The sequence below is a fragment of the Pediococcus ethanolidurans genome, assembly GCF_001437405.1.
In the GTDB taxonomy this organism is placed as follows: domain Bacteria; phylum Bacillota; class Bacilli; order Lactobacillales; family Lactobacillaceae; genus Pediococcus; species Pediococcus ethanolidurans.
This window is the reverse complement of sequence record NZ_JQBY01000020.1, coordinates 10999-34234: the sequence shown is the minus strand read 5'-3', so window position 1 is coordinate 34234 and position 23236 is coordinate 10999. Positions and strand designations below refer to the sequence as shown.

The following is a 23236-nucleotide window of genomic DNA, read 5'->3' as shown; positions in this document are numbered from 1 at the left end:
TGTTCCAACAGGGGTTCAAGTACCGTTCGTTGGAACATGTTCCATAACATGTTTTTTCTATTTAATTTAAGCTAATTAGATGTGGCTAACTGCTTCGTTAATTGGGGTTTCGCCTTCACTAACCGCAAACTCTTTTTTAATCGTTTGATCATTATGCAAAACAGCCACAATTACTTCGGCAACATCTTCACGTGAGATTTTACCAGTATGTTGATTAAGTTTCACACCACCCTTACCAGCATCATTTGTCAAAGCTCCGGGTTTTACAATTGTATAATCAAGTGTTGTTTCGTCCTTAAGATACAGATCTGCATAGTGTTTAGCCACATAATAAGGTCGAATTGCAGTCCATCGAGTACGATCCTCAGCATTCATGGCACTTACAATGACAAAACGCTTAATTTCAGCCTTTTGTGTGGCTTCCATGCTCTTAACTGCACCGTCTAAATCAATTAAAAGGGTTTGATCATCACCAGTTTTGCCTCCTGATCCCGCACTAAATACCACGGCATCGACACCCTTTAGTACTTTAGCCATTTCTTCCGGCTGTTCATTTAAATCAAATAACTGAGTGGCCGCACCTTGATCTTCAAAGAAACTTCGTTGTTTAGCGTCACGAATTCCTGCAACCACTTCATCGCCACGATCAAGGAGTTGAGCCACTAAGAGTTTACCGATTTGTCCATGTGCACCAATCACAAATACCTTCATGAAATTACCTCCATTTATACTCGTTTTAGTTAAATAATTATAAACTTTTTCTGCTTAACTTTAACCCTATCATGATCTCGTGTTATGTTGAACTAAAAGCACTCGGGGGAGTTCACTATGAAAAAATTTTTAATTTTTATTTTCAGTTTACTTGTCGTTTTTCTAGTTGGTGGTGTGCTTTACGTTCACCATCAAAACACACCATTAACTCATCTTCACATTACCACCAGCAACACAGCCACCGTTCTTATTCCAGGTTCTAATGGTAGCACCTACACTTTTAATGGCATGATCCGCCGTCTTACCCATAAAAAGCTGGCGCACCTTGCCTTAAAAGTAACTATTGATGCAAATGGCGTCGCCCATATTCGTAAGGTAGGTGCTTTAACTCAAAATCCTTTGATTCAGCTGACCTTTGTTAACAATCAAGATCCGCAAAAACAAATGCAATATTTACCCGCATTTATGAAAGAACTAAAATCTGTCTACCATATGAAAAACGTGAACTTTGTCGCACATTCCATGGGTGGTAGCGTGGTTCTTGAATATTTAGAAAATAAGCAAGTTCAAACCAGTCAGTATCCTAAAATCACAAAATTTGTGGCTATTGGAACTCCCTTCGGCTACATTACACCGCAAAATAGCCTTGCAACTGCTGCCAGCAATCTTCCCAGTGATTTGAAAATTTTGAATATCGCCGGTAACTTAAATCACACCGGAACTGACACTGCAGTTCCGCTAAAAAGTACCGGGGCTTTACAACCTGTTGTTGCCGGTCACGTTGCAAGCTATCGTCATATTACAATTGAAGGTAATCGTTTGGAAGCGCAACATAGCGCATTGCACGAAAATCCCAAGGTTGATAAATTAATTGTTAACTTTTTATGGAATTAATTTTCCATCAATAGATTTCCATATCAATAATTTCCGGAATTGCTTCAAACACCGCGGTTAATTTAGCCATATCAACAGTTTCTGAAGATTGAATCGCCATATGAACCACATCGGCTGTATCTGTTTTTCTCACATGCATACTTGTGACTTCAATATTTTGATCTTGAAGCTTATTTTGAATGATTGAAATATTATGCTTACCTGGTTTTACCTGCAATCTAACTTCATTCGTAGTGGGTAATCGCAACCAACTTAGATTCCGATGCAGCATAACTTGCGTTCCTAAAACTAACAACGCAGAAATAATGCCCACAATGTACATTCGCGCACCAATAGCCATCCCTACTCCAGCTGTCGTCCACAAACCAGTTGCGGTCGTTAAGCCATTGACATCTTCGTGTTTCACAATGATTGTCCCGGCACCAATAAACCCAATGCCACTCACAATTTGAGCAGCAATTCGTGATGGATCTAAACTGATTCCTTTGTTGCCAAGTAAATCCATAAATCCGTATTTAGACACAATCATCATCAAGGCCGCACCGACAGCAATAATAATATGCGTTCGTAATCCCGCGGTTTTGGCTCGGGCATCACGCTCATAGCCAATTGCAAAACCGCAGCAACCTGCAATGAGAACTCGAAGAATTAAATCAAATTGTGTTGCCACTGTCATGTCCGATCACACCTCCTTACCATATAAAAACAGGACTATCTGTATTAAGTATACAGACAATCCTGTTTATTTTTTAATATTCTGATTGTTATTTGCCGATGCCATCAACAAACGCTTCAACCTCTTGACGGGTCTTACGATCACCATTGACAAAACGGCCAATTTCATCGCCATCTTCTAATGCGATGAAACTAGGGATTCCCATAACACCAAATTTTTGAGCAATCTTAATGTTAGCATCACGATCCACTGTAATCCAATCATATTGATCGTATTCAGCTTCAATTTCAGGCATTACAGGCTTAATGAATGCACAGTCAGGGCACCATCCAGCCGTGAAAAATAACATCTTTTTACCAGTTTTGATCGCATCAAGGATTTCTTGATCCGTTAATTGTTGTTCTTGTGCATCCATTATAATTCCTCCCGTTGATTCAAAGTTCATCGTTTAATGCTTACTTTTTATAAGTCTTTAAACAATGAATTAATTGTATCATATTCTTCTTTAGAAAGGGTAACTTTTTGCGCTCCCGCATTTGCTTCAACCTGTTTCACTTGTTTGGCTCCTGGAATGACAACCGTCACATCAGAGTTTTTAATGTACCATGCCAACACAATTTGAGCAACCGTTGCATGATATTTATCCGCAATTGGTTGAATTTTCTGTACTTGTTTGATAATTTTGGCAAAACGATCTCCGCGAAAATCTGGATTACTGTGACGAATATCGTCAGATGCAAACGAAACCGCGCTTGAATATTTTCCAGTCAATAAACCAGAAGCTAATGGGAAAAACGGTACGAATGAAATTTTATTTGCCTTTAAATAAGGCATTAATTCTTTTTCCGCATCTCGGTGAAGTAAACTATACTGATTTTCTACAATATCTACTAACCCATCTTGATTAGCTTCCTTAACTTGATCAAGACTTACATTAGAGATTCCGATTGCTTTAATCTTACCTTCTTGCCGTTTTTCATCCAAAGCTTTAACGGCTTCATTTAAAGGTGTCTTGCCATCTGGAAAATGAATATAAAAGATATCAATGTAGCTGGTTTGAAGTCGTTTCAGAGCGTCCTCAACAGCTTGTTTTAAGAATTCTGGTGAATTGTTTAGTTGATCTGGATGACCTGGTGTTTGCGCAGCTTTTGTCGCAATCACAATTTTCTTTCGATCATAGCCCTGAATGGCTTTACCAATTAATTCTTCTGAGCGGCCAAATCCATAGGCATAAGCCGTATCTAAAAAGTTAACGCCATTATTCAATGCAGTCTTAACAATTTGAACACCAACCTCGTCATTTAAATTTGGAAACAAGTTGTGTCCACCCACTGCATTAGTACCAAGACCAAGTGGTGTTGCCAGAACGTCAGTTTTATCAATTTTTACTTTTTCTACCATAATATCCTCCTTTAATCTTTAATCACAACTTCTATGATGCACGCTAAACATTAAAATAGCATTTATTTTGGCTCAAATTTAAAAACTGTCACTTAATTTAAAAAAATAGCTATTTCCTGCAGATTAACCTGCATTCGTAGCTAGTGTTTCATTGTTATTTAACTGTTCTGTTGAAATTGGTACATTCCTAGTTTGCATGTTAGGCAAAGTTGCATAGTCATTCCACAGAAAATCATTCATCGCATTAAAAACCATGGGATTATGATTCAAGCTGCAGTGATAACCCTCTTCACCCGTAATCAGGAGTTCACGATAATCTTTTAAAACCCCGTGCAACAAGTATTTAACCGAACGCGCCGAATTAACCGAAACAAAACAATCGTTATCAAAGTACCCTTCCACTTTTCCCACGACATTAAATAATTGTACTCCCTTGGGAAAATGCTCACGATACTTTAGCATGCGCTTAAAGTGTTTGGTTTCATGAGTTGGCCGATGATCCATTCTGAGCAAAGCCGGAACCGGTTTAGCATGCAAAAAGCCACGCAAGCCATTAAAAGGACCGGCAATGGTCACTAATTTTTTTAGTTTAGGAACGCGTAAGTCATCCCCGTACATTAGTGCTTCGTTAACTAAGTCATTGCTGCCAAGCGAGTGCCCCACACCGTTATACTCCATGACATTAAACTCACGTTTTAACAAGATCAGTAAACTATGTAACCAGTTAATTTGAACAAACTCTGGTGCCCGATTATTTTCGAACAGCACCTGAATAATTGGATTCTTTACATCCATTTTTTCGGATCCAGTAATTGAAATCCTTCCATAACGTGTGATAGTAGCCGTCATAACTTGTTTTGCCCAACCCGCGTGTTGAGCCGCAGAAATCATATGGCCGGTTGAGTCCACGCCACCATTAAATCCATGCACAAAAATGGTCGCTGCGTTCATTTATATCCCCCATTTGTTTTAACAATTTAATTTGCTGTCATCGTTCACACTTTAACAGGCAACACCGCTTATTTTACTATTTTCCACAAACAAAGGGAAGATCTATGGTCCTGCTATCCAAAACGGTCGTTGTGTGACCCAAAAACTTAAATTAAATTTTTGTTTTTGAATGTTTTCTCCATTAACTTGTCCATTCTCCGGTAAGTCTGTTTCTAAATGCAGTTGTGAAGTTCGAAAGTGATGCACCACGGTCGAATTAAGATGGTTACCGGTTGTCAGCATCTCTACAAAGAGTTTTACAAACCGTAAAATACCAATTTGTTCTACAACCACTAGATCGAGTTTGCCATCCCGTAAATCGGCGATCGGCATAATGGGAACGCCACCACCAAAATACTTTATATTTGTTGTCGTCACTAAAAAAGCATGCGAAAATCGTTGCTTAGTTTGCGCCGTTTCCACAGACAATTGAAAGCCTTTTTGATTAAGAAATGCTTTAATTAACGAAAAAACATACGCACTAGACTGAAGATGATATTTCTTTAAATGATCCTTTTGTCCATCATTGGCAGCATGAACAACCGAAGCATCAAACCCGATTCCCACATTATTTGTAAACAATGTTTCATGTGAATCCAATCGATTTTTATAAACCCCAACATCTAGGTTAGTCGGTGATTGAACTTCAAGTAACTGCTGCAGCGCGGCCATTGATTGTGTAGGCAGCTTGATGCCACGTGCAAAATCATTTCCCGATCCAGCGGGAATATAACCCAACGGAATCTGATCGCCACCGCCTTGGTGAAGGCCATTCAAAACTTCGTGTAGTGTACCATCCCCACCGACAGCAACAACCACCCAACTTTGATCTAATTTATGTTGTAATGCAAAATTACGGGCAAGTTGAACGCCGTGCCCTGGATGTTTTGTCATTACCGCCTTATAATTCACCTTTTGTTCCTTCAATTGAACTTCAATTTTAGGCCAAATTTTTCCAGCATGTTCTGCACCCGCAAAAGGATTCACAATCATCATAAACGTTGGTCGACTTGCTGCCATTTTACTCACCACTCTTAATCAAAATATTCATTATGCTATAGTTTACCATATGAAAACGACGGAAAACTAGATAGACAGAGACTTTAACAACTTTTTTGAAAAAAAAGAGCAACTTGAAATTTCAAGTCACTCGGCGCGTCTTTCTATTTTTTATCTACCCAATGATTTAAAAAAGTTTCAATCGTCTGGTGATATTTTTGTGGATCATGTTTTCGAGAACTTACATGATCAACCCCTGAAACACGATGACTCTCTGTTGGTAATTGTTTAGCCAACGATGCTTTAATTTCAGCCATCATTTCAACAGGTACATAACGATCTGCATCCCCATGAATCATCAGCACTGGAATGCGAATGTTAGCCGCTTGATGGGCAATATCAGCTTCTTTTAGTGAATAGCCACCTGTCGCACGTGTCATTAGACTCACAAACGTGCTTAAAAATGGAGGCAAATAGTAATGATGGCCTAACCGATAGCTAAACTCTTTTTGTGCCGAACTAAATCCACTGTCCTCCACAACGGCCACCACGTTTTTAGGTAGATCTGTTTCACCTGCCGTAGCTAAAACAGTTGCTGCACCCATACTAATGCCAAATAAGACGATTTTTTGAGGTGTTTTATTACGCAAATTGATTTCTTCAATCCATTTAATGTAATCACGACGATCTAACCAGCCAAATCCGATAATATTTCCATCACTAATCCCATGACCACGGGCATCCGGCATTAAAACGTTATAACCTAAATCCATAAATAGTTTGGCATAGGGAACCATTTGTTCATGCGCATGATGATAACCGTGTGCTAAAATCACCGTCTTATCACTATTATTTTCAAGATAAGTTGCGGCTAAATGAATGCCGTCCTCAGCACGAATAAACCAAGTTTGTTTAATTAATTGTTTATACCAATTATAGCTATCAGGAGTATTATCTTTGTCACGCGCATTACGAATTGCCCGTCGTTTTTGAGACTTAGAACTTCTGATTCCCATCTGGTAGCTTACTAAACTACTTATACCCAAACTTGCAGCTACTCCAATCAACGATATGCCAGCCACTTTCAGTATCTTTTTTGCACGCACATCATCATCTCCTTAAAAATTTTAAAGTTTGTTTGTAAAATATTTATTCCAATTTCATGGGTCTATCAGTTTCATTATATCTTAGAATATTGACGAAAACATGAAGAAGACTCGTTTTGTTGAATCCGCTACCAATCCATTGTAACAAAACAAAAGGCTCCTTTGCAAAAGGAGTCTTGTTTATAAAAAAACTAAAATTTTTTAAGTTTAGTATTCATCACAAGCGTGAATCCATACAGTCCCACAATACCAATCAACAAGGTAATCACACCCGTTACAAATGAAATTCGATTATTTGCAATTGCGTGCCCATATTGCCCGGACACAATGGAAATTCCGTTAATATACGTGGTTGGTAAAAATGCTGCAATTCGTTGTAAAGGTTCAACTACCGTCGTTACTAAAATAAGACCCAAGGTTAACAGTAAAATGACGAATAATGCAGCCAGCCGGTTTCTAACTAAAGTTACAATAAAATAAGTGATTTCCACTATGAAAACAATTGCTAAGCCCTGCAGAATCAACGAAGGTAAGATAAGTTTCGAAATGTTTTGAAGTAGCATCTTTCCCGATCCAATTGCATAGGACAAATATGGATAATTCAAGGCTCCAATTCCAGACACGACAGTTCCAGCGATAAATGCCGTCAATTCGGTAAGTAACCACAAGACAATGGCAAAAAAACTACCATTCAAAATATTTTGAGTAGTTATCGTCACTTTAGAAATGGGTAGTAACTTATTCTTATTTAATTTACCTTCAAACGCATCTCCGTAAACCTGTACCAAAACAAAAGTGATTGCTAATACCAATAAATACGGTAGAATTGTTTTTGATGCCCAGACACTGTAGCTAATTCCTTGTGTCGGGAAATCATCATCTTGCTTCTCAAGATTTTTTGAGGCCAGATCTTGATAAATGAGGCGATCTCGTTTCATTGCATTAATAAGCCCAGAACCGCTGCCTTTACTAGCCTGTGCCACAGTTAAATCCTCTTGAATTTGACGAACTTTTTGTTGGTAGGCTGCTCGCCACTGATGCTGATGAGATAATCTGATGATCGTTTGATTGGTCTTAATATCTTTTTTCTCGTTGGCAATATTTGCTAAATCTAGTTTTCTATCACTGACTGTTAGCTTCTTTCTCTTCAAATCATTTTGTGAATCTTGTAATGCCTGTTTTCCCTGACGGATATTGTCTTTGGCATCCACTATGTAGCTATTTGCAGCCTTATTCTTCACATTAAACACTAAACAAACTAACACCGTGACAATTAAAATAATCAATGGAATAAAATTGAATTTATTTTTCAAAATTTTTCGATTCAAATAGCTTCTATAGCTCATGCATTTTTCACCACCATTGTATTATTTTCCAAAAAAAGCTCATAATCACAAATTGATTCAAGATCCTCTTTATAATGGGATGAAATTACAATCATTTTGTCGTTATCTCTCAGTTGTTTAATTTTTGAAAATAATTTGTCACGATTCCCCTCGTCAAGACCATTGGTAATCTCATCCATCAACATATATTTAGCATCACTAACTTCATATAGTCCAATGAGCAGTCGCTGTTTCATGCCCAAAGAATATTTTTTAATTGGTAACTTGATATAATCAATCATTTGCCAGTCTTGAATCAAGTTTTTTATATCAATCGAAGAACCCCAGATCTGTTTAATAAACAATAAATAATCTAAACCACTTAAATTATCGTCAAACCAGTTAGACGATTCAAAGTAAACTATTTTTTGCAGTTGTTTGCCAATTGGTAGACCGTCAATCTGATACTTTCCTTTAACCGATGGAATTAATTGCATAACAGACCTGAAGAAAGTTGTTTTACCGGAACCATTAGAAGCTATTAGACCATAAACTTTGTGCGGTTGAAATTCAAAATTAAAATTAGCGAGAATTGGTTGTCGCGTTTTGATTGTTACATTTTGGATAGATAACATTTTTAGTTTTTTCCTTCTTCTTACAATTTTATTTTCTTCGTCTCCGTTTTTGAACAAACAACCACACAAAAGTAAACAAGTCCAAACCCACGTACATCAGTATTGACCACCTGATGATGTAGTTGTATTGACTAGTTTCAGTGGCAATTAGACTTAACATAGCCACAGGAAAGAATAAATAATTAATAAAATAAAACCATTTTGTGTATTTCTCTTTAGAACGATTCATGTGAATCCTTTTTTCATGTATATCTTCAATTTTGCGATTTTTTCTCAAACTATGGATAATGGTTTCAATGCAAAAAGTCAGTAAATATATCGACATATAACCAAAATCTATTAATTCAATCAAGTAGTGTCCCATATTCACGCCCCATGTGATTAAGCTAAAACTCGAAATCGGAAAAAATAAATATTCTAAAAATCGAAACCATTTTGAGTATTTTTGAAAATTTAAGTTCATGACTACGCTCCTTCCTGGTTACACCAAATAACCATCATTATTTTAGTAAAAACCTACTTATTCCGTTTTAGCCACGTTTATTATCGAACATTTATTTCAAATTAAAAAGAAACCATTAGTTTCCCCCAGGAAATTATTGATTACCTCCTACTACATTTGAAGTTCAATTCACACAACAAAAATAATTCAAACGCGGTATAATTAATAAATTAATCATAAAAACTTGGCTAATGGGGGGAAACATAATGCTTGGTGAACAATTAAAAAAGTATCGTGAAAAATCACATCTTTCGCAAACTGAAGTTGCAGACAATTTAGCTCTGACCAGACAAGCCATATCGAGATGGGAAAACAATCGCGCTTATCCAGATATTGATAATTTAATTCGCTTAAGCAAGTTGTATTCAGTAACATTAGATGATTTACTAGCTGAAAATGAAACTCTCAAGAAAAAACTTAATATCAACACTAAAAATATAATAGAAGCCACTAAAAGGCAGACCTTCCTTAACCGTAAAATGTACAATGCTCAAGATGAAAGTATGGAGCTATTAATTCTAGCTATTGTAAGTGCAATTATTCCCATGTTAGGAATCTTTATTCCCATTTATGTGATGTTTCGAAATAATAAGTTTAACAGCCTTTTTAGATGGATTTATATAGTTGCTATTATTGTTTTAATGGTCAGCCTAATCAGCACAGGTGCCTGGACATATGACATGTTTTTTACCCACTATCATACCGAAACCACTTTAGTTAATTAGTATACAAATTTGGAATCATTTCGCCAAAAAGGCAATCTTGAACTTCATTTAAGTTAATTATGTAACTTGATTTATCTTAAAGCAACAAACTGTACAGCTACTTTAATTTTTAAATTTCTTCTTCTGGTATTTTGCGGTATACTATTCAAGTAAGCTTTTTGGGCCCTTAGCTCAGCTGGGAGAGCGCTTGCTTCGCATGCAAGAGGTCGACGGTTCAAATCCGTTAGGGTCCACTGATAGAGAAAGACTGATACACAGGAAATTAAAAGCCTGCTATATCAGCCTTTTTTAATTTTATAGTTTTAAAAAATACTACTGCTGTAATACGCACATAAATTTGTGAAATTTTAACGAACTTATCAGTATAGGGAGAAAAAAGAATAACAAGAAAGCTTGGTTCTTACTTTATAAGACTGATAGTAAGGATACCAGTATCGATGTTATTATAAGCGACAAAACTATCTGGGCTACGTAAAAATCGATAGCTGAATTGTTTTAGGGTTGAAATTTCAGCCCGTCAATAAGCATTTAAAGAATGTTTATGATTCAAGAGAACTGAAAGAAAACGAAACTATTTCCAAAATAGAAACAGTTCAAAATGAGGGCGATAGAGATGTCACTCGTAATACTTCTTTCTATAATTTGGATACCATTATTTTAGTTAGTTACCGTATTAGCCACGCACTTTCGCCAATGACTACCCCAACTCTTGATGAATACATGATAAATGGTTTTGCCATTGATGATGAAGAACATAAATAAACAACAAATTATCCAATTTTACTGATTCTTCAAACTCATTTAAATTACATTAAGTTTTACCAGTGATCAAGCAATCTTCTCAAAAATATGGTAAATTCAGAGTATTCAATTTATAAGGAGGTTGCGTGATGTTTCTCTCGATTGTCATTATTGCCATATTATTATGGAAATTCACAAGTGGACTTCACAAAGGATTTGTAATCGAGCTACTTTACACAATCGGTTACTTTGCTGTATTTCTTTTTGCTAAAATCTTTTGTAAACCAGTTGCTGAATTTCTCTCAGCAACCTTTAACAGTGGACAAAGTACCACGAGCAGCCTAGCCATCATGAGTTCTATATCCTTCATGATTTTGATGGTTATTGGCTGGCTTATAGTTCGGCTTATTGCACATTGGTCACGTTTAATTACCTGGATTCCAGTTATTAAGCAGGTAAACGGCCTAGCAGGTGGTATTGTAAGTATCGTCATTGCTTACTTTGTAATCTTCATTCTCTTGATTGTTAGTCAATTTTTACCTAATGATGCTTATCAAGCACAACTTTCAGATTCACAAGTTGCTCAATTTATAATCAAAAAAACACCTGGTATTTCATCAGATATTTTAAGTAAATATATTTTAAACACTAACGAAACAACCAACACCAATACTATTTCAAACGAGGAAAACTAACCATGAACTATCGAATAATCAAAAAATATATTGCTTCTCATTTGGCAACACCTACTGCCTCATTAACTGAAGTCACTACCCCCAAGCCAGGTATTCTCTTCAAAAATGGTGATAACAGTTCGTTTTTTTATCTTGATGCCAATGATCAAAATGTCTTTTTTGAAAAACATGATGAATTACTTTATCAGCACACTTACGATTCCAGTAATCACGATTTCACAACTGTAACACTATAAGCTTAAACTATCTGGGGGGATACAAAATGAAAGAACCACTTATGATACTAACGTTAGCAATTTGTCGCTTTATTTTTTCTCTATTTGCCATTGGATCAGTCGGCGGTATCTTATTTATCGGCTATCGTTTGTTTCTAATGAAAACACCCAAAAACTTATAAACTACTTTTAAACATAAAAACTGCCACAAAATGATGAGTTTTGTGACAGCTTTTTTTAATAGAAACTTGGTTTGTCTCCATCTGTGTTAGGTTTATTTAAACCAGTTGAAGTTCGGACATCTTTTTGAGGATTTTGAATCAGTTTCACAACATAATCTGCTACTGATTTACGAGAAACTTCGGTACCTTTCATAGCATCATGACGCCCAGTAACTTCATAATCTACTTCATCGTGATTAGTTAACCAGTTAGGTCGAATAATTGTGTAATCCAAATCAGAGGCTTCAATCTCTCTAGCCGCCTTTGATTGCGTTGGTAAATAACCGCTTGGATTTAACATTTGTTTATTCCAATCACCGAACTTACCAGGAACTTCATCAAACACACCCAAAGTTGAAATCCATATTAGTCTTTTCAATCCAGTTTTATGCATCGCATTTACAATATGCGGAATCATCTTATCAGTATCATCTGGACCCAGATTTGCGTAAACCAAATCCTGCCCTTTAAGCGCATCTGCTAACTCTGTTTCATTATTGACATCACCAGTCACAACCGTTTCACGACTCTTATCCACATCTGTTAATTTCTTTGGATGACGCACAAATAATGTCAGTTGATCGTCTGTTTCTTTAATTAACTGCTTTGCTGCTAGACGAGCAATATGGCCCGCTGCCCCCAAAATAATAACCTTACTCATTTATAAAACCCCTTTCTTGATTTCAACTGTAATTATAATACTTACAGTTTAACATTCAACTATTTGCACTTCACTTGCTAAATCATTTATAAGCAAACTTGTTGACCCGTCCCTCACAATTTAAGATAATGTTTATATAAACGATAAGGAGGTGCCAAAATGTCAAAAACTAATGATAAGTTTGATGCATTAAAAGACAAGGTTGCTGGTAAAGCTAAAGAAACAACTGGAAAAGCTACTAATGACGACTCCAAAGAATTAAAAGGTAAAGCACAAAAGGAAAAGGGCAAGCTTAAAGATAAAGCAGCCGACTTAAAAGACAAAGCGGCTGATGAGATTAACAAGGTTCTCGACCGCAAACACAAAAAATAGCCCAGTAACAAACATCGTTGACTGACTTAAATAAACGTGATGCTAGAATAATCAATTTATTGATTTTCTGGTGTCACGTTTTTTGATATTTACTTCAATCTATTTTGAAACACATGTTGATAACTGGGAATCAAAACATCATCAACCAACATAGTCAGTTTTTTATTATCCACTTTTTTATTTAAGAACAAATGATAACGAAGCCACTCAAATGGCAGTAACTTTAAATCGTTAGTCACATTGATCACAGAGAGTTCATTCCGTTTTTGCGCACGTTCAAGTACACGATCAATCGCACTAACATCAATTCTGGCACTTTCCATAATCATTTTTTGCATGGCTTCATTTTCCTGTTCGCTCATGCCACTAAAAAAGACACTCATATATGATTTTCCAAAGGTATTCATACTAACTATAAATCGCTGCATGACCTGTAATAAGTCATCCCGGAGTGAATTACCGGTAAACTTGATTTCGTCTGTACGTCCATTATTTTCTAATTTAATCTTATCCTGAATTGCTGCAATTGCGAGTGCAAAAGGGGAATGCCATCGCCGATAGATAACTGGTTTGCTAGTTTCAGCCATTTCCGCTACCTTGGGAAAAGTTAAGGCCGGTAACCCTTCCTTGTCTAATATTTCTCTAGTTGCTTGATAAATAGCCTCTTCTAGCTCCGTTCCACGACGTCGTTTTTGTGTCATCAACACGATCTCCTTCAAAGATAATAAGATACCAAAAGTTTCTTATTGACATTTTTATTTCTAGGTGTATTATACCAGTTATGCGTATAAGATACTATTGGTTTCTTATTAAGAAGGAGATAAACAAAATGCAAACACAAAACAAAATTCCCAATTCTGTTTTAGTAATCGCCTGGGTGGTTGTTTTTGGTGCCATGGCGCCACTTTTAGATTCAACGATGATGAACATTGCCATCAACAACTTAGTCAAAAGTTTTAATAGTTCGGTAACAACTGTTCAATGGACAATAACCTGTTACTTATTAGCAACCGGTGTCGCCGTACCATTTTCGAGTTGGTTATTAAATAAGTTTGATGGCAAATACATTTTTATGACTGGCGAGATTTTGTTTGGAATTGGTTCAGTTCTATCTGCACTTTCGCCCAACATTCAATTTTTGATTGGAGCCCGTTTAATTCAAGGATTTGCGGGTGGCCTGATCATGCCATTGCTCACAACTCTCCTCGTTCAAACCACTGGTGCTGCTGTAATGGGACAAATGATGGCTACAGTTGATCTTCCGATGATTTTGGGACCATTATTTGGCCCTGTCATTGGCGGTATTATTCTTAAGTTTTTATCCTGGCACTGGATTTTTTGGATCAATGTGCCAGTGACTTTAATTTCGATCGCCTTAATTATTTGGAAAATGCCTAATTATCCCGCTCAGAATAAAGCTGCAAAAATGGATTTCATTGGTATTTTTCTTTTAATTGCTTCAACTAGTAGCATTATTTATGGGGTTGTCAAAGCTGCCCACGCCGCCAATTTTACTAATCAAACAACCGTTACTTTTCTTGTCATCGGCTTGATTGCAATGGGCCTCTACATCATTTGGGCATTCTTTCGACGTGATAAGGCTGTCTTGCCCATCAAACTGTTTGCATTTCATTCTTTTGATGGATCTGTTGTTGGTCTTTTCATTGCCGGAACTGTTCTCAATGGTGCCATGTTGCTATTACCTTTATTCTTTCAAAATGTTCGTGGTATGAGTGTTATCATGGCAGCTTTAGCATTGGTACCGCAAGGAGTCGGTATGCTAATTTCACGACCTTTAACTGGGAGGTTAACAGATAGTATTGGTGCTAAATATGTCGTGTTGGCAAGTGTGCTGATCACCTTTATTGGCACCTTACCGTTCTTCTGGATTAATCAAAATACTTCTTATTGGTTAATTGCCCTTGTTTTACTTATACGTGGAATTGGTGCCGGGGGAATCTTGATGCCATTAATGGCTGATTCTTACACAGATATGCAATCCGATCAAGTACCTGCAGCCACAATTGGTGCCCGCATTATTCAAAATATTGGTAGTGCATTTGGTTCTGCCTTAATTACCACTATGGTCACGGCCTACTCAACATCACATGTTAAAATCTTTCAAGATCGACTTGCGAGTGGTCATTACACCGTTGCTTCAGATCATCTGCAAGCATTTACACGTCAACACTTGGTTAATATCAGACTTGAAGCTTTTCAATATGGGTTTTTGATCATTTCTATTGCTGCTGTGATAATTGTGTTACCAACTATTTTTCTTTCAAATAAAATAAAATCTTCTAAATAGATTTTTAGTTTGTAATTTCTGAGTACATTTAATTTAACAAAACTAAAATGACCTACCATCTAAAAACTGAACTTCAGTTTTAGAGAGTAGGTCATTTTAAATTACTTTCTAATGACAGACTAAACAAATTGCGCTAAAATTGATTTTTAAAAATACTAAGGAAGTGGCTTTATTGACTGTCTCTTATTTACGCAAAGCAACTGTTCAAAATATTCCTGCCGTTTCAAAAATCATTGATTCGGCAAAAGACTTCTTAAAAGCTCAAGGTATAGATCAATGGCAAGATGGTTATCCTGCTCAAAGTGATCTTGAAACCGATGTTAAAAACCAAATTAATTATGTTTTAATCGTAAACGGACAAATTGCAGGAACGGCAGCTCTCGCTAATCATGATGCAAATTATGATGTAATTACCGGTGGCAACTGGCAAGGACCAGCTAATGCAAAATATACCGCGATTCATCGTATCGCAATGTCACCCGATTTCCGTGGACAACACCTTTCTGAAAAGATGATTTCTGGTCTGTTCACACTGTCTAATCAACTTGGCTATCAACAGGTTCGCATTGACACGCACCCCGACAATAAATTAATGCAACACCTAATTACCAAAAGTGGCTTTGTCTATTGTGGTAAAGTTCTTATGGATAAAGATCCAAATGAAGTTCGGTTAGCCTATCAATTCTTCTTAAGTTAATTTATTGAACTTCAACGAGTTCACCAATTGAAAGTAAATATAAATAACGTTCTTTTACTGGGTGTTTCAAAATATCAGTTAATGCCGCCGCATACAGGTTAAGTTGCCCTGCATACCGATTAATGATATTTTGAACCCCATTTTTTGTACTTCCAGGTTTTACATAATCCGTTTTATAGTCAAACAAGATTGCCCGATCATCAACAATCACGTACCCATCAATAATTCCATGAATCAAAATCTGAGTCTCTTCTGAATTCGAAAAATCCTTAAATCCAGTAAATAGCTGCTTTGCCGGCATTAATAGTGAAAATGGCACTTCACGATGAACAGAATCTGGAGATGTTAACATTAATTTACCTAAATCCGAATCAAAAAACCGAAGAATATTCTGAACATTAATTAAATTAGCGACCTCTGGAGCAAGTACTTTATTGCTGACTAATTCATTGATTAGACTTTGAACACTTTCCTCGGTTGGTTTCTCATTCAGTGGGATTTCTTGCAAAATCAAATGCGTCGCCGTTCCAATTTCTGTTGGTTTTGGTTTTACAGTTGTCTGTAAAAACTTAGGCGTTGCCAGCTCATTTGAAACATAACGATTTTGTACCTTCAATTTTTGATCTTGCTCAACAGTGGATTGCGTCATTTCAAGACTATCTGGATCATCAAACAAACGTTTAACTTCCGAAACAGACTGATACGCCGTTGTTTCTGTCGCAACCTGATGAGGATATTTGAAGTTCAATACTTGATCAATTTGGTGAGTATTCAAACTGGTAACATCCAAGTCACGCGTTGCCTTTTGAAATTCTTGCCACCAATCTTTTTTCTCACCATCCGGCTGTATAACGGCCATATTTTGAAGCTCTTCTTTAGTTTGAAAATGAACTTCAAATTGAGTTGGATCTCCATTCAAAATCGCTAAACTGGATTGAGAGTCATCCGTTTGTTTAAAACGTGGATGGCGAATCAACGCCTCTCCAATCCAATCCAGAAAATTATTAGTATCTAATCGGGTGGCTTCCGTCAGTAACAACTGATCGCTACGCCAAGCAGTTTGCCATTTTTTTAATAACCGTTCTTGCGAATCACAGGATCCAACAATAATCAGTCTTTGCTGTGCACGCGTTAACGCCACATAAAGCTGACGCATTTCTTCGGCCAAACTATTGCGTTTAACGTGATCAATAATTGCTAACTTTTGTGGCGTGTCAATTTGCAAGCGTGTTTGTGGATCCAAATAGGTGATTCCAATCCCCTCTTTGGAATCCAGAATGTACTTACCCTTAATTGAATCAGTATTAAATTTGTGAGAGGCATCCATCAACACAACGACAGGAAACTCAAGTCCTTTGCTACCATGAATTGTCATGACTTGTACAGCAGCCTCATCGCTGTTAACTGGAACCTCGGCCAAATCTTTACTTCGTTTTTGCATACGTTCAATAAAGCGCACAAACTGAAACAAGCCTTTAAAACTGCTTTGTTCATAGCTTCTAGCACGATCATACAAAGCATTTAAATTAGCCTGACGTTGCTGCCCAGCAGGCATTCCACCAACATAATCTAGAAAGCCCGTTTCTTCATAAATCGTCCAAATTAAAGTAGCCAGTTGATTTTGATTAGCGATATTCTGAAAATGCATCAGTTGTTCTAGGAAGTGATCAATTTTTTTGAAAACCTGAACTTGAAACTCACTACTGTTAGCCACATCAAAACGTTTATGGAAGTCAACTACAGCTTGATAATAATCACCCGTTCGATTATTAATTCGCAAAAAGGCCAATTCATTTTCATCTAATCCAACAATCGGTGAGCGTAGAACTGCTACCAACGGAATATCTTGATAAGGGTTATCGATAATTTTGAGTAGTGACATCATAATAGCAATTTCTGTCGTTTGAAAATAATTTTGAGCATCATTTACCACAACTGGGATTCCCATTCGTTTAAATAACGCCACAATAGTAAGATTATTTTTTCTCGTGGGGGTTAGTAAAACAATATCCCCATAAGTTAGGGAACGCTCTTTTTTGGTGTCACGATCATAAATTAACGTTTTTGCTTCTATCAATTGTTTAATTCGTCGACCGGCAACTGCTACTTGCCCACGTGACTTATCGTCGATTTCAAAACTGCTAGGTATCTCCTCATCTGCATTATTAGATGCTTCAGTACTTTCATCATCATAAATTAACACTTCTGTAGACTTAGAAGCCGTTTCTGGATAATAGGTTGCCCCGTAAGCTAATTTTGCAGTTTCATCGTATGGAATTTCGCCTAATTGTTGATCCATTAATTGCTCGAAAACCAAATTGGTAAAATCATCCACATTTTTAACAGAACGGAAGTTTTTGGACAAAACAATGCGTTCCCCCGTTGTATCTGTTGTTTGATAGGCACGATCTTTACTAATAAACAAGTGAGGATCGGCCAATCGAAAAGCATAAATTGATTGTTTAACGTCTCCAACCATAAACATGTTTCCAGGATCTTCAGTGGTTACACTAGTTAAAATAGCCTCCTGAAGTGGATTGATATCCTGGTATTCATCGACAATAACTTCTTCGAATTGATGTTGATAGGCTGTTCTAGCACTTTTTGACTCAGACGATGATCCATTCAAAATCTGCATAGCAAAATGTTCTAAATCACTAAAATCAAGAATTTGGCGCCGCCGCTTTTCTTTTGCATAAGCATCTTTAAAGGCACCAGTTACTTTACATAGTTCCGTAATTAAAGTTTCAGAATGTTTTAAAACGGACGTCATTTGTGCTTTATCTAAACTAAAATATTTTTGTGTTAGTTCTTGAAGTCGAATTTTATAACCATTTTTATTTTTAGAATCACCGCGAACCGTTTTTACCTGTTTCTTGAAATTTTTTACATCTTCGTCATTTCGTTTACCACCCAGTACCTTTCCGAACTCTAGGCCACGCAATTTACCTCGTAAAATATTCCAATCAGAAAGTCCATTATTTAAAATTTCTTGAATTTGATTAATATCTGCTTCAAAAATTGGTCGGAATTTTTCAAGACTATCGGCACCGTCTTGAATGAGTGTTTGTAAGCTTCTAGCTTCCTCTAAACTGTTAGTTAATTCCGATCGAACCACAGGTAAAACTTGTTTTTGATAAAACTCAGTATCATCTAAATCATTTTCAACATGATATTTAAGCGGTAAATTAGCCAACCAAGCATCTGGATCAGAAGTTGCGTTGGAAAAATCATATAATCGTAACATCAAATCAGTAAAGCCATCATCGCTACGATCATTGGAAAAATTGGTTGTTAACCGGGCAAAAAGCTCACCATCACTCTCATAAAGAGTCTCACGTAAATCATTCCAGACCTCTTCACGAAGTAAAATACCTTCTGTGTCATCCGTTAAAATTCGGAAAACCGGATCCAAATTTATGACATAATAATACCGTTTAATAATTGATAAACAAAAAGCATGAATGGTACTAATATTAGCCGTATTTAACTTTGTTAATTGTGATACCAAATGAAGTCGTTGATCAGCATTTGTTTCCACTCGAATTTGTTCATTAATTGCTTTTTGAATACGTTCTCGCATTTCTTTGGCTGCTGCATCCGTAAACGTCACAACTAACAATTTATCAACGTCAGTGCCTTTTAATATTTTTTCAATTACACGTTGAACTAATACCGATGTTTTTCCCGATCCTGCAGAAGCAGAGACAAGAACATTATGACCACCATGCCTAATTGCTTGTTGTTGGTCTGCTGTAAAACTAGTGTTGCTCATGCTGGTCACCTTCTTCCTTTAACATTTCTAGAACTTCTTTAGCAGTATAATTAGCTAATTTATGATAGTTATTTTCAGGCAACATCTCATCAAACTGCATAATTTCTTTGTACGGTGAATACTGCAAAGCGGTATGTGTATCTGGCCAACGAGCAGGGTTTAACTTCAATTCACCTGCAAATATTTTTTGTGCTGCTTCCACAATTTTTTTCTCAGCATGCTTAATTAATCGTGCTAAATCTTCTTGTGTCACGATTCGATTATCATAAGAAGAGTATTTACCATTCTTGGTCTTTTTGAAGGGATAAATTAGCGAACTACCCGAATCTAATTGCACATCCAAGCTATCAAGCAACTCTGGGTCGCTCAACACTATTCCTTTGTATTTTGTTTTCTTTAATAATTCTTTTTGAATAGCTTGTGGGTTTACTTCACTTAACTTATTTACATTAATCGTAGGGTTTTGTAAATGCATATATAGTGCACCCGATAGCAATGGTGAAACTGCGTGCTCATCGATCAATGAAATATTTTGTTTTAAGGCATCAATATAGGTCAGCATCTGCATTGCTAGACCATAATACACATCACGAAAATTAAAATCATGGACACTCGATTTGTAATCCACGATACCAAAGTATTGCTGTGTTTTACCGTTTTCTGAACTTAATTTAAGTTCATCAATTCGATCGATTTTTCCACGAACACGAACTTTTTGACTAGGTGTCACTTCAAAATCAAGTGACTTTAACCCAATTTCTGAGCCTACTTGTCCAAAGAGAACTTCTGTTTTGATAGGACGCATTTTTGAACTAGCACTCTGTAAAATAAATATTTTTAACATTTGCTTAATGGTCTGATTCAACTGTTCATTGATATAATGCATTCGATTTGAACTATTCAAAATCTCGAATTGAGGTTCCGTTTTAATCTGCTTAACTACTTCATTCAAGAGATTTTCTAATTCAGAATCTGACAATTTCCCAATATCAAGATGATCTTCACTAACGAGTTTTACAAAGTGATCCAGTGCCATATGGAAATACTCTCCCGTGCTAGCCGGAGAAAGCTCAAACACATCTCTTTCCTGCAATTTCAAACCATATTTCAAGAAATAAGCATATTCATTTTGATAAAATTCTTCTAGTTTAGAAATTGAGGTATTAATGGTGTCCCCGTATAAGCCACTCACAATTTCTGGCTGCAACTTCACTGGTTTATTTTGATAGGTAAGACTTGCAAACACACGATTGGTTAAATCGCCTAACCGTAAATCATGCTTTAGCGTTTGATAAATATAACGCCACTCAGGTTTAACCATTTTTTGAATATTTTTACTATCACGGCTAACTTGCAGCAAATGCGTTAATGTACTGCGTTTTGAACCTAAAAACTTTTCCGCAGAAGGTTCATCTACTTGAGGACGATCTGAATATGATTGATCTTTAATTTGAAAATGAGTTTGAATTTCTTGAATATAGGGTGACAACTGTTGCTCACCCCCATTACTATCATTGCTAGCATAAGAAAAGGTTACAGATTGGCAACCTGATAAAAAGGCAACGTAATTTAGATAACGCTCAAAATGAGCCTTATCATTATTGCTACTAGAGAAAAACTGCTCATCCGTCAACACTGGTTGTAAGTTTTCGCAATCATCATCCGTCAAGATTCCCTGATCATTAAATCGTTCTGGCATCGCTGTGTCAGTGGCACCAATAATAAACGTATATTTACGGTCATTCATCTGGGTCATTCCTGTTTCAGACACCATAACTTGATCCAAAGTAGAAGGGATCAATGAGTATGAAGCTCCTTCAAATCCCGCACTCAGCAGTGAAATAAAGTTATCAAGGGTAAATTCACGATCGCCCAGAATGGCAACATACTCATCTAACATGTCACAAAATGTTTGCCAAGTTTGTTCAGGCTGCGCTCCCTTTGCCAAATCACCCGCATTGACAGCCGTATCCCGCCAATTTTTAAGTTGATCTGTCACGCCTTGTTTAACAAGAAACTGATACAAAAGCGTAACGGCCTCTTTACCTGTTTTAGCGTTATCCAAAGCTTTGAAAAAGGGTGGTAATGTTTGTCGAATGTAATTGCGAATCACATTTACTTGTTTCGTGATTGCAATATCGCGATCAGTTTGTACACCAAAGTCACTGGAATTAAAACGCAGATATTGCCAATCATCTTTTTGTAGCCACTTACCACCTTCATAGCCATTTTTTAAGACCAGGTTCTCAGTTAAATCCTTTGCCTGTCGAAACGCCTGAATAGCCATTGGTTTTTCATCAATTTTAGGAATCAGTAACTCCGTTTTTAAAAGTCGCATAACATCTTGATAGCGATAGTAGTGTGATTTAACGGCAAATAGTGCTTCAATCAGCTCAACAAATGGATGATCCTTCATTGAAATTTGTAAGTCGGTAAAATGAGGAATTTCGTATTCTTTTAAAATCGGTGTCAAAACTGTTTCGTAAGTGTCCAAATGGCGCGTCAAAATAAGAAAATCATGGTAGTGAATTTTAGAATCATTGGATACTGCTTGCCTAATTTTTCGCGCGATTTGTTCAATCTCAGTTTGGCGACTATCCGTACGCATAATTTGAATGCTGCGCGAATTCTGTAAATTCTCAGGTTCTGTTGGTTCCATATTAGAAGCCTTTATCCAAAAATTCTCAAGCTTTTCTAAATCGGTCGTTACTCGTGAATCAGTAGCAAAGGTATCTGTTTTAATCTGCTGTTTTTTTTGTTTGGCAAACTGATATAACTGAAAATACGTTTTACCAGACTCGTAAAACAAATTTTCTTTTTCTGGCAATTTAGTTGCATAAGAACGATCCAAAGTCAGACTAAAAACAACGTTGTTTGCCTTTTGAATTAAAACTTGAACTAGCTTCATCTCTTGTGCACTTAGAGACGAAAAACTATCAAAGAAAAAACTCATTTGGCTTAAATCCTGTTTATCTAAAAATTCACACAAGGCACGCATTAAAGCATTATTATCCACATAGTTCCCCAACATCTCTTCTTCAAAGGCAGTGTAAATAATCGATAAATCATGCATTTTAGCAGTTAAGTCAATTGTTGACGTTTCATCGCCATTGACCTCTTGTGTCATAGTTTCAAAATCCTCGGCAGAAATTCGTCCCTTTTGAAGTTCATCAAATTGACTTGCCAATTGTTGAATAAAACCCGTTTGAGTTTGTTCACCATTAAAAACCGTTAATTCGTCTTGATGCTCCAAGATAATTCGATCAACTAGCATCCCCACGCCCGCACGAGACAATCTTGGCACTTGATAGATTGGTTCATTTTTCATAAAATACCAAGCCAAACGTGAAAATGAAAATACCTGTAACTGACTTTGAGCATAGGTAACTTCATTTTTACCATGGCGTTTTCGTAAAGTATCTAAAACAGTTAATTCGGACTGAAACTTAATATGATTGGGCACAATGTAATAAGCTTGCGATGCAGTATCTGTTTGCAAAACTTGGTCTACTTCATCAATTAGTTGTTTTCGTCCATCTCGACTTGCTTTACCTAAAATGAATTTTAAAGTCATAAAGCCCTCCTAT

Annotated in this window: 22 protein-coding genes and 1 tRNA gene; 10 read left to right on the top strand and 13 right to left on the bottom strand. The window is 36.6% G+C overall.

Annotated elements, in window-relative coordinates:
• Window positions 1-75: 75 nt before the first annotated feature.
• Complete coding sequence (locus tag IV87_RS08550) at window positions 76-711, bottom strand: SDR family oxidoreductase (RefSeq protein WP_057807374.1); 636 nt, start codon at window positions 709-711, stop codon at window positions 76-78.
• A gap of 117 nt (window positions 712-828) precedes the next feature.
• Between IV87_RS08550 and IV87_RS08545 the strand changes: the two genes are divergently transcribed.
• Window positions 829-1605 (top strand): alpha/beta hydrolase, encoded by a 777-nt coding sequence (locus IV87_RS08545; protein WP_057807372.1) that lies wholly within the window; start codon window positions 829-831, stop codon window positions 1603-1605.
• A 7-nt stretch (window positions 1606-1612) separates the two neighbouring features.
• Here IV87_RS08545 and IV87_RS08540 read toward each other — a convergent pair whose 3' ends face one another.
• The 8 genes from IV87_RS08540 to IV87_RS08505 form a co-directional block, all read right to left on the bottom strand.
• On the bottom strand, window positions 1613-2281 hold the full coding sequence (locus IV87_RS08540; RefSeq protein ID WP_057807370.1) for an MgtC/SapB family protein: 669 nt from the start codon (window positions 2279-2281) through the stop codon (window positions 1613-1615).
• Window positions 2282-2369: 88 nt separating this feature from the next.
• On the bottom strand, window positions 2370-2696 hold the full coding sequence (locus IV87_RS08535; protein ID WP_057807368.1) for a thioredoxin family protein: 327 nt from the start codon (window positions 2694-2696) through the stop codon (window positions 2370-2372).
• A 47-nt stretch (window positions 2697-2743) separates the two neighbouring features.
• A complete protein-coding gene (locus IV87_RS08530; RefSeq protein ID WP_057807366.1) occupies window positions 2744-3682 on the bottom strand; it encodes an aldo/keto reductase in 939 nt (312 codons plus the stop codon).
• Between the two features lie 123 nt (window positions 3683-3805).
• Window positions 3806-4633: an alpha/beta hydrolase gene (locus IV87_RS08525; RefSeq protein WP_057807365.1), complete on the bottom strand. Its 828-nt coding sequence runs from the start codon at window positions 4631-4633 to the stop codon at window positions 3806-3808.
• A gap of 102 nt (window positions 4634-4735) precedes the next feature.
• Complete coding sequence (locus IV87_RS08520) at window positions 4736-5692, bottom strand: diacylglycerol/lipid kinase family protein (RefSeq protein ID WP_057807363.1); 957 nt, start codon at window positions 5690-5692, stop codon at window positions 4736-4738.
• 143 nt (window positions 5693-5835) lie between these two features.
• Window positions 5836-6777: an alpha/beta hydrolase gene (locus tag IV87_RS08515; protein ID WP_057807361.1), complete on the bottom strand. Its 942-nt coding sequence runs from the start codon at window positions 6775-6777 to the stop codon at window positions 5836-5838.
• 191 nt (window positions 6778-6968) lie between these two features.
• The gene (locus IV87_RS08510) at window positions 6969-8123 is read right to left on the bottom strand and encodes a hypothetical protein (RefSeq protein ID WP_057807359.1); all 1155 of its coding nucleotides are present in this window, start codon (window positions 8121-8123) and stop codon (window positions 6969-6971) included.
• Window positions 8120-8737, bottom strand: coding sequence for an ATP-binding cassette domain-containing protein (locus tag IV87_RS08505; protein ID WP_057807356.1), 618 nt, complete (start codon window positions 8735-8737; stop codon window positions 8120-8122). The genes IV87_RS08510 and IV87_RS08505 overlap by 4 nt, the downstream gene beginning before the upstream one ends.
• 708 nt (window positions 8738-9445) lie before the next feature.
• Here IV87_RS08505 and IV87_RS08495 point away from each other — a divergent pair.
• From IV87_RS08495 to IV87_RS11310, 6 genes are all read left to right on the top strand, one after another.
• Window positions 9446-9964, top strand: coding sequence for a helix-turn-helix domain-containing protein (locus IV87_RS08495; protein ID WP_057807354.1), 519 nt, complete (start codon window positions 9446-9448; stop codon window positions 9962-9964).
• A gap of 160 nt (window positions 9965-10124) precedes the next feature.
• Window positions 10125-10197 (top strand) — tRNA-Ala (locus IV87_RS08490).
• A 268-nt stretch (window positions 10198-10465) separates the two neighbouring features.
• On the top strand, window positions 10466-10726 hold the full coding sequence (gene rhuM, locus IV87_RS08485; RefSeq protein WP_057807353.1) for a RhuM family protein: 261 nt from the start codon (window positions 10466-10468) through the stop codon (window positions 10724-10726).
• Between the two features lie 128 nt (window positions 10727-10854).
• Window positions 10855-11400: a CvpA family protein gene (locus IV87_RS08480; protein ID WP_057807350.1), complete on the top strand. Its 546-nt coding sequence runs from the start codon at window positions 10855-10857 to the stop codon at window positions 11398-11400.
• Between the two features lie 2 nt (window positions 11401-11402).
• Window positions 11403-11636 carry a hypothetical protein gene (locus IV87_RS08475; protein WP_057807348.1) on the top strand — a complete coding sequence of 78 codons (234 nt, stop codon included), beginning with the start codon at window positions 11403-11405 and terminating at the stop codon, window positions 11634-11636.
• Window positions 11637-11662: 26 nt separating this feature from the next.
• Window positions 11663-11797, top strand: a complete 135-nt coding sequence (locus IV87_RS11310; RefSeq protein WP_258390198.1) for a hypothetical protein — start codon at window positions 11663-11665, stop codon at window positions 11795-11797.
• Between the two features lie 55 nt (window positions 11798-11852).
• Here IV87_RS11310 and IV87_RS08470 read toward each other — a convergent pair whose 3' ends face one another.
• A complete protein-coding gene (locus tag IV87_RS08470; RefSeq protein WP_057807346.1) occupies window positions 11853-12497 on the bottom strand; it encodes an NAD(P)H-binding protein in 645 nt (214 codons plus the stop codon).
• A gap of 159 nt (window positions 12498-12656) precedes the next feature.
• Between IV87_RS08470 and IV87_RS08465 the strand changes: the two genes are divergently transcribed.
• Window positions 12657-12869, top strand: a complete 213-nt coding sequence (locus tag IV87_RS08465; protein ID WP_057807344.1) for a CsbD family protein — start codon at window positions 12657-12659, stop codon at window positions 12867-12869.
• 89 nt (window positions 12870-12958) lie between these two features.
• Here the strand turns inward: IV87_RS08465 and IV87_RS08460 are convergent, their stop codons facing one another.
• A complete protein-coding gene (locus IV87_RS08460; RefSeq protein WP_057807342.1) occupies window positions 12959-13570 on the bottom strand; it encodes a TetR/AcrR family transcriptional regulator in 612 nt (203 codons plus the stop codon).
• A 128-nt stretch (window positions 13571-13698) separates the two neighbouring features.
• On the opposite strand from IV87_RS08460, the gene IV87_RS08455 reads away from it, so the two are divergent.
• A complete protein-coding gene (locus IV87_RS08455; RefSeq protein ID WP_057807341.1) occupies window positions 13699-15177 on the top strand; it encodes a DHA2 family efflux MFS transporter permease subunit in 1479 nt (492 codons plus the stop codon).
• Between the two features lie 172 nt (window positions 15178-15349).
• Window positions 15350-15874, top strand: coding sequence for a GNAT family N-acetyltransferase (locus tag IV87_RS08450; protein ID WP_057807339.1), 525 nt, complete (start codon window positions 15350-15352; stop codon window positions 15872-15874).
• Window position 15875: 1 nt separating this feature from the next.
• On the opposite strand, the gene addA is transcribed toward IV87_RS08450, so the two are convergent.
• Window positions 15876-19649, bottom strand: a complete 3774-nt coding sequence (addA, locus tag IV87_RS08445) for a helicase-exonuclease AddAB subunit AddA (protein WP_057807337.1) — start codon at window positions 19647-19649, stop codon at window positions 15876-15878.
• Entirely contained in the window at window positions 19636-23223 is a 3588-nt protein-coding gene (locus tag IV87_RS08440; RefSeq protein WP_057807336.1) for a PD-(D/E)XK nuclease family protein, read from the bottom strand. Before IV87_RS08440 ends, addA begins: the two co-directional genes overlap by 14 nt.
• Between the last annotated feature and the right edge of the window lie 13 nt (window positions 23224-23236).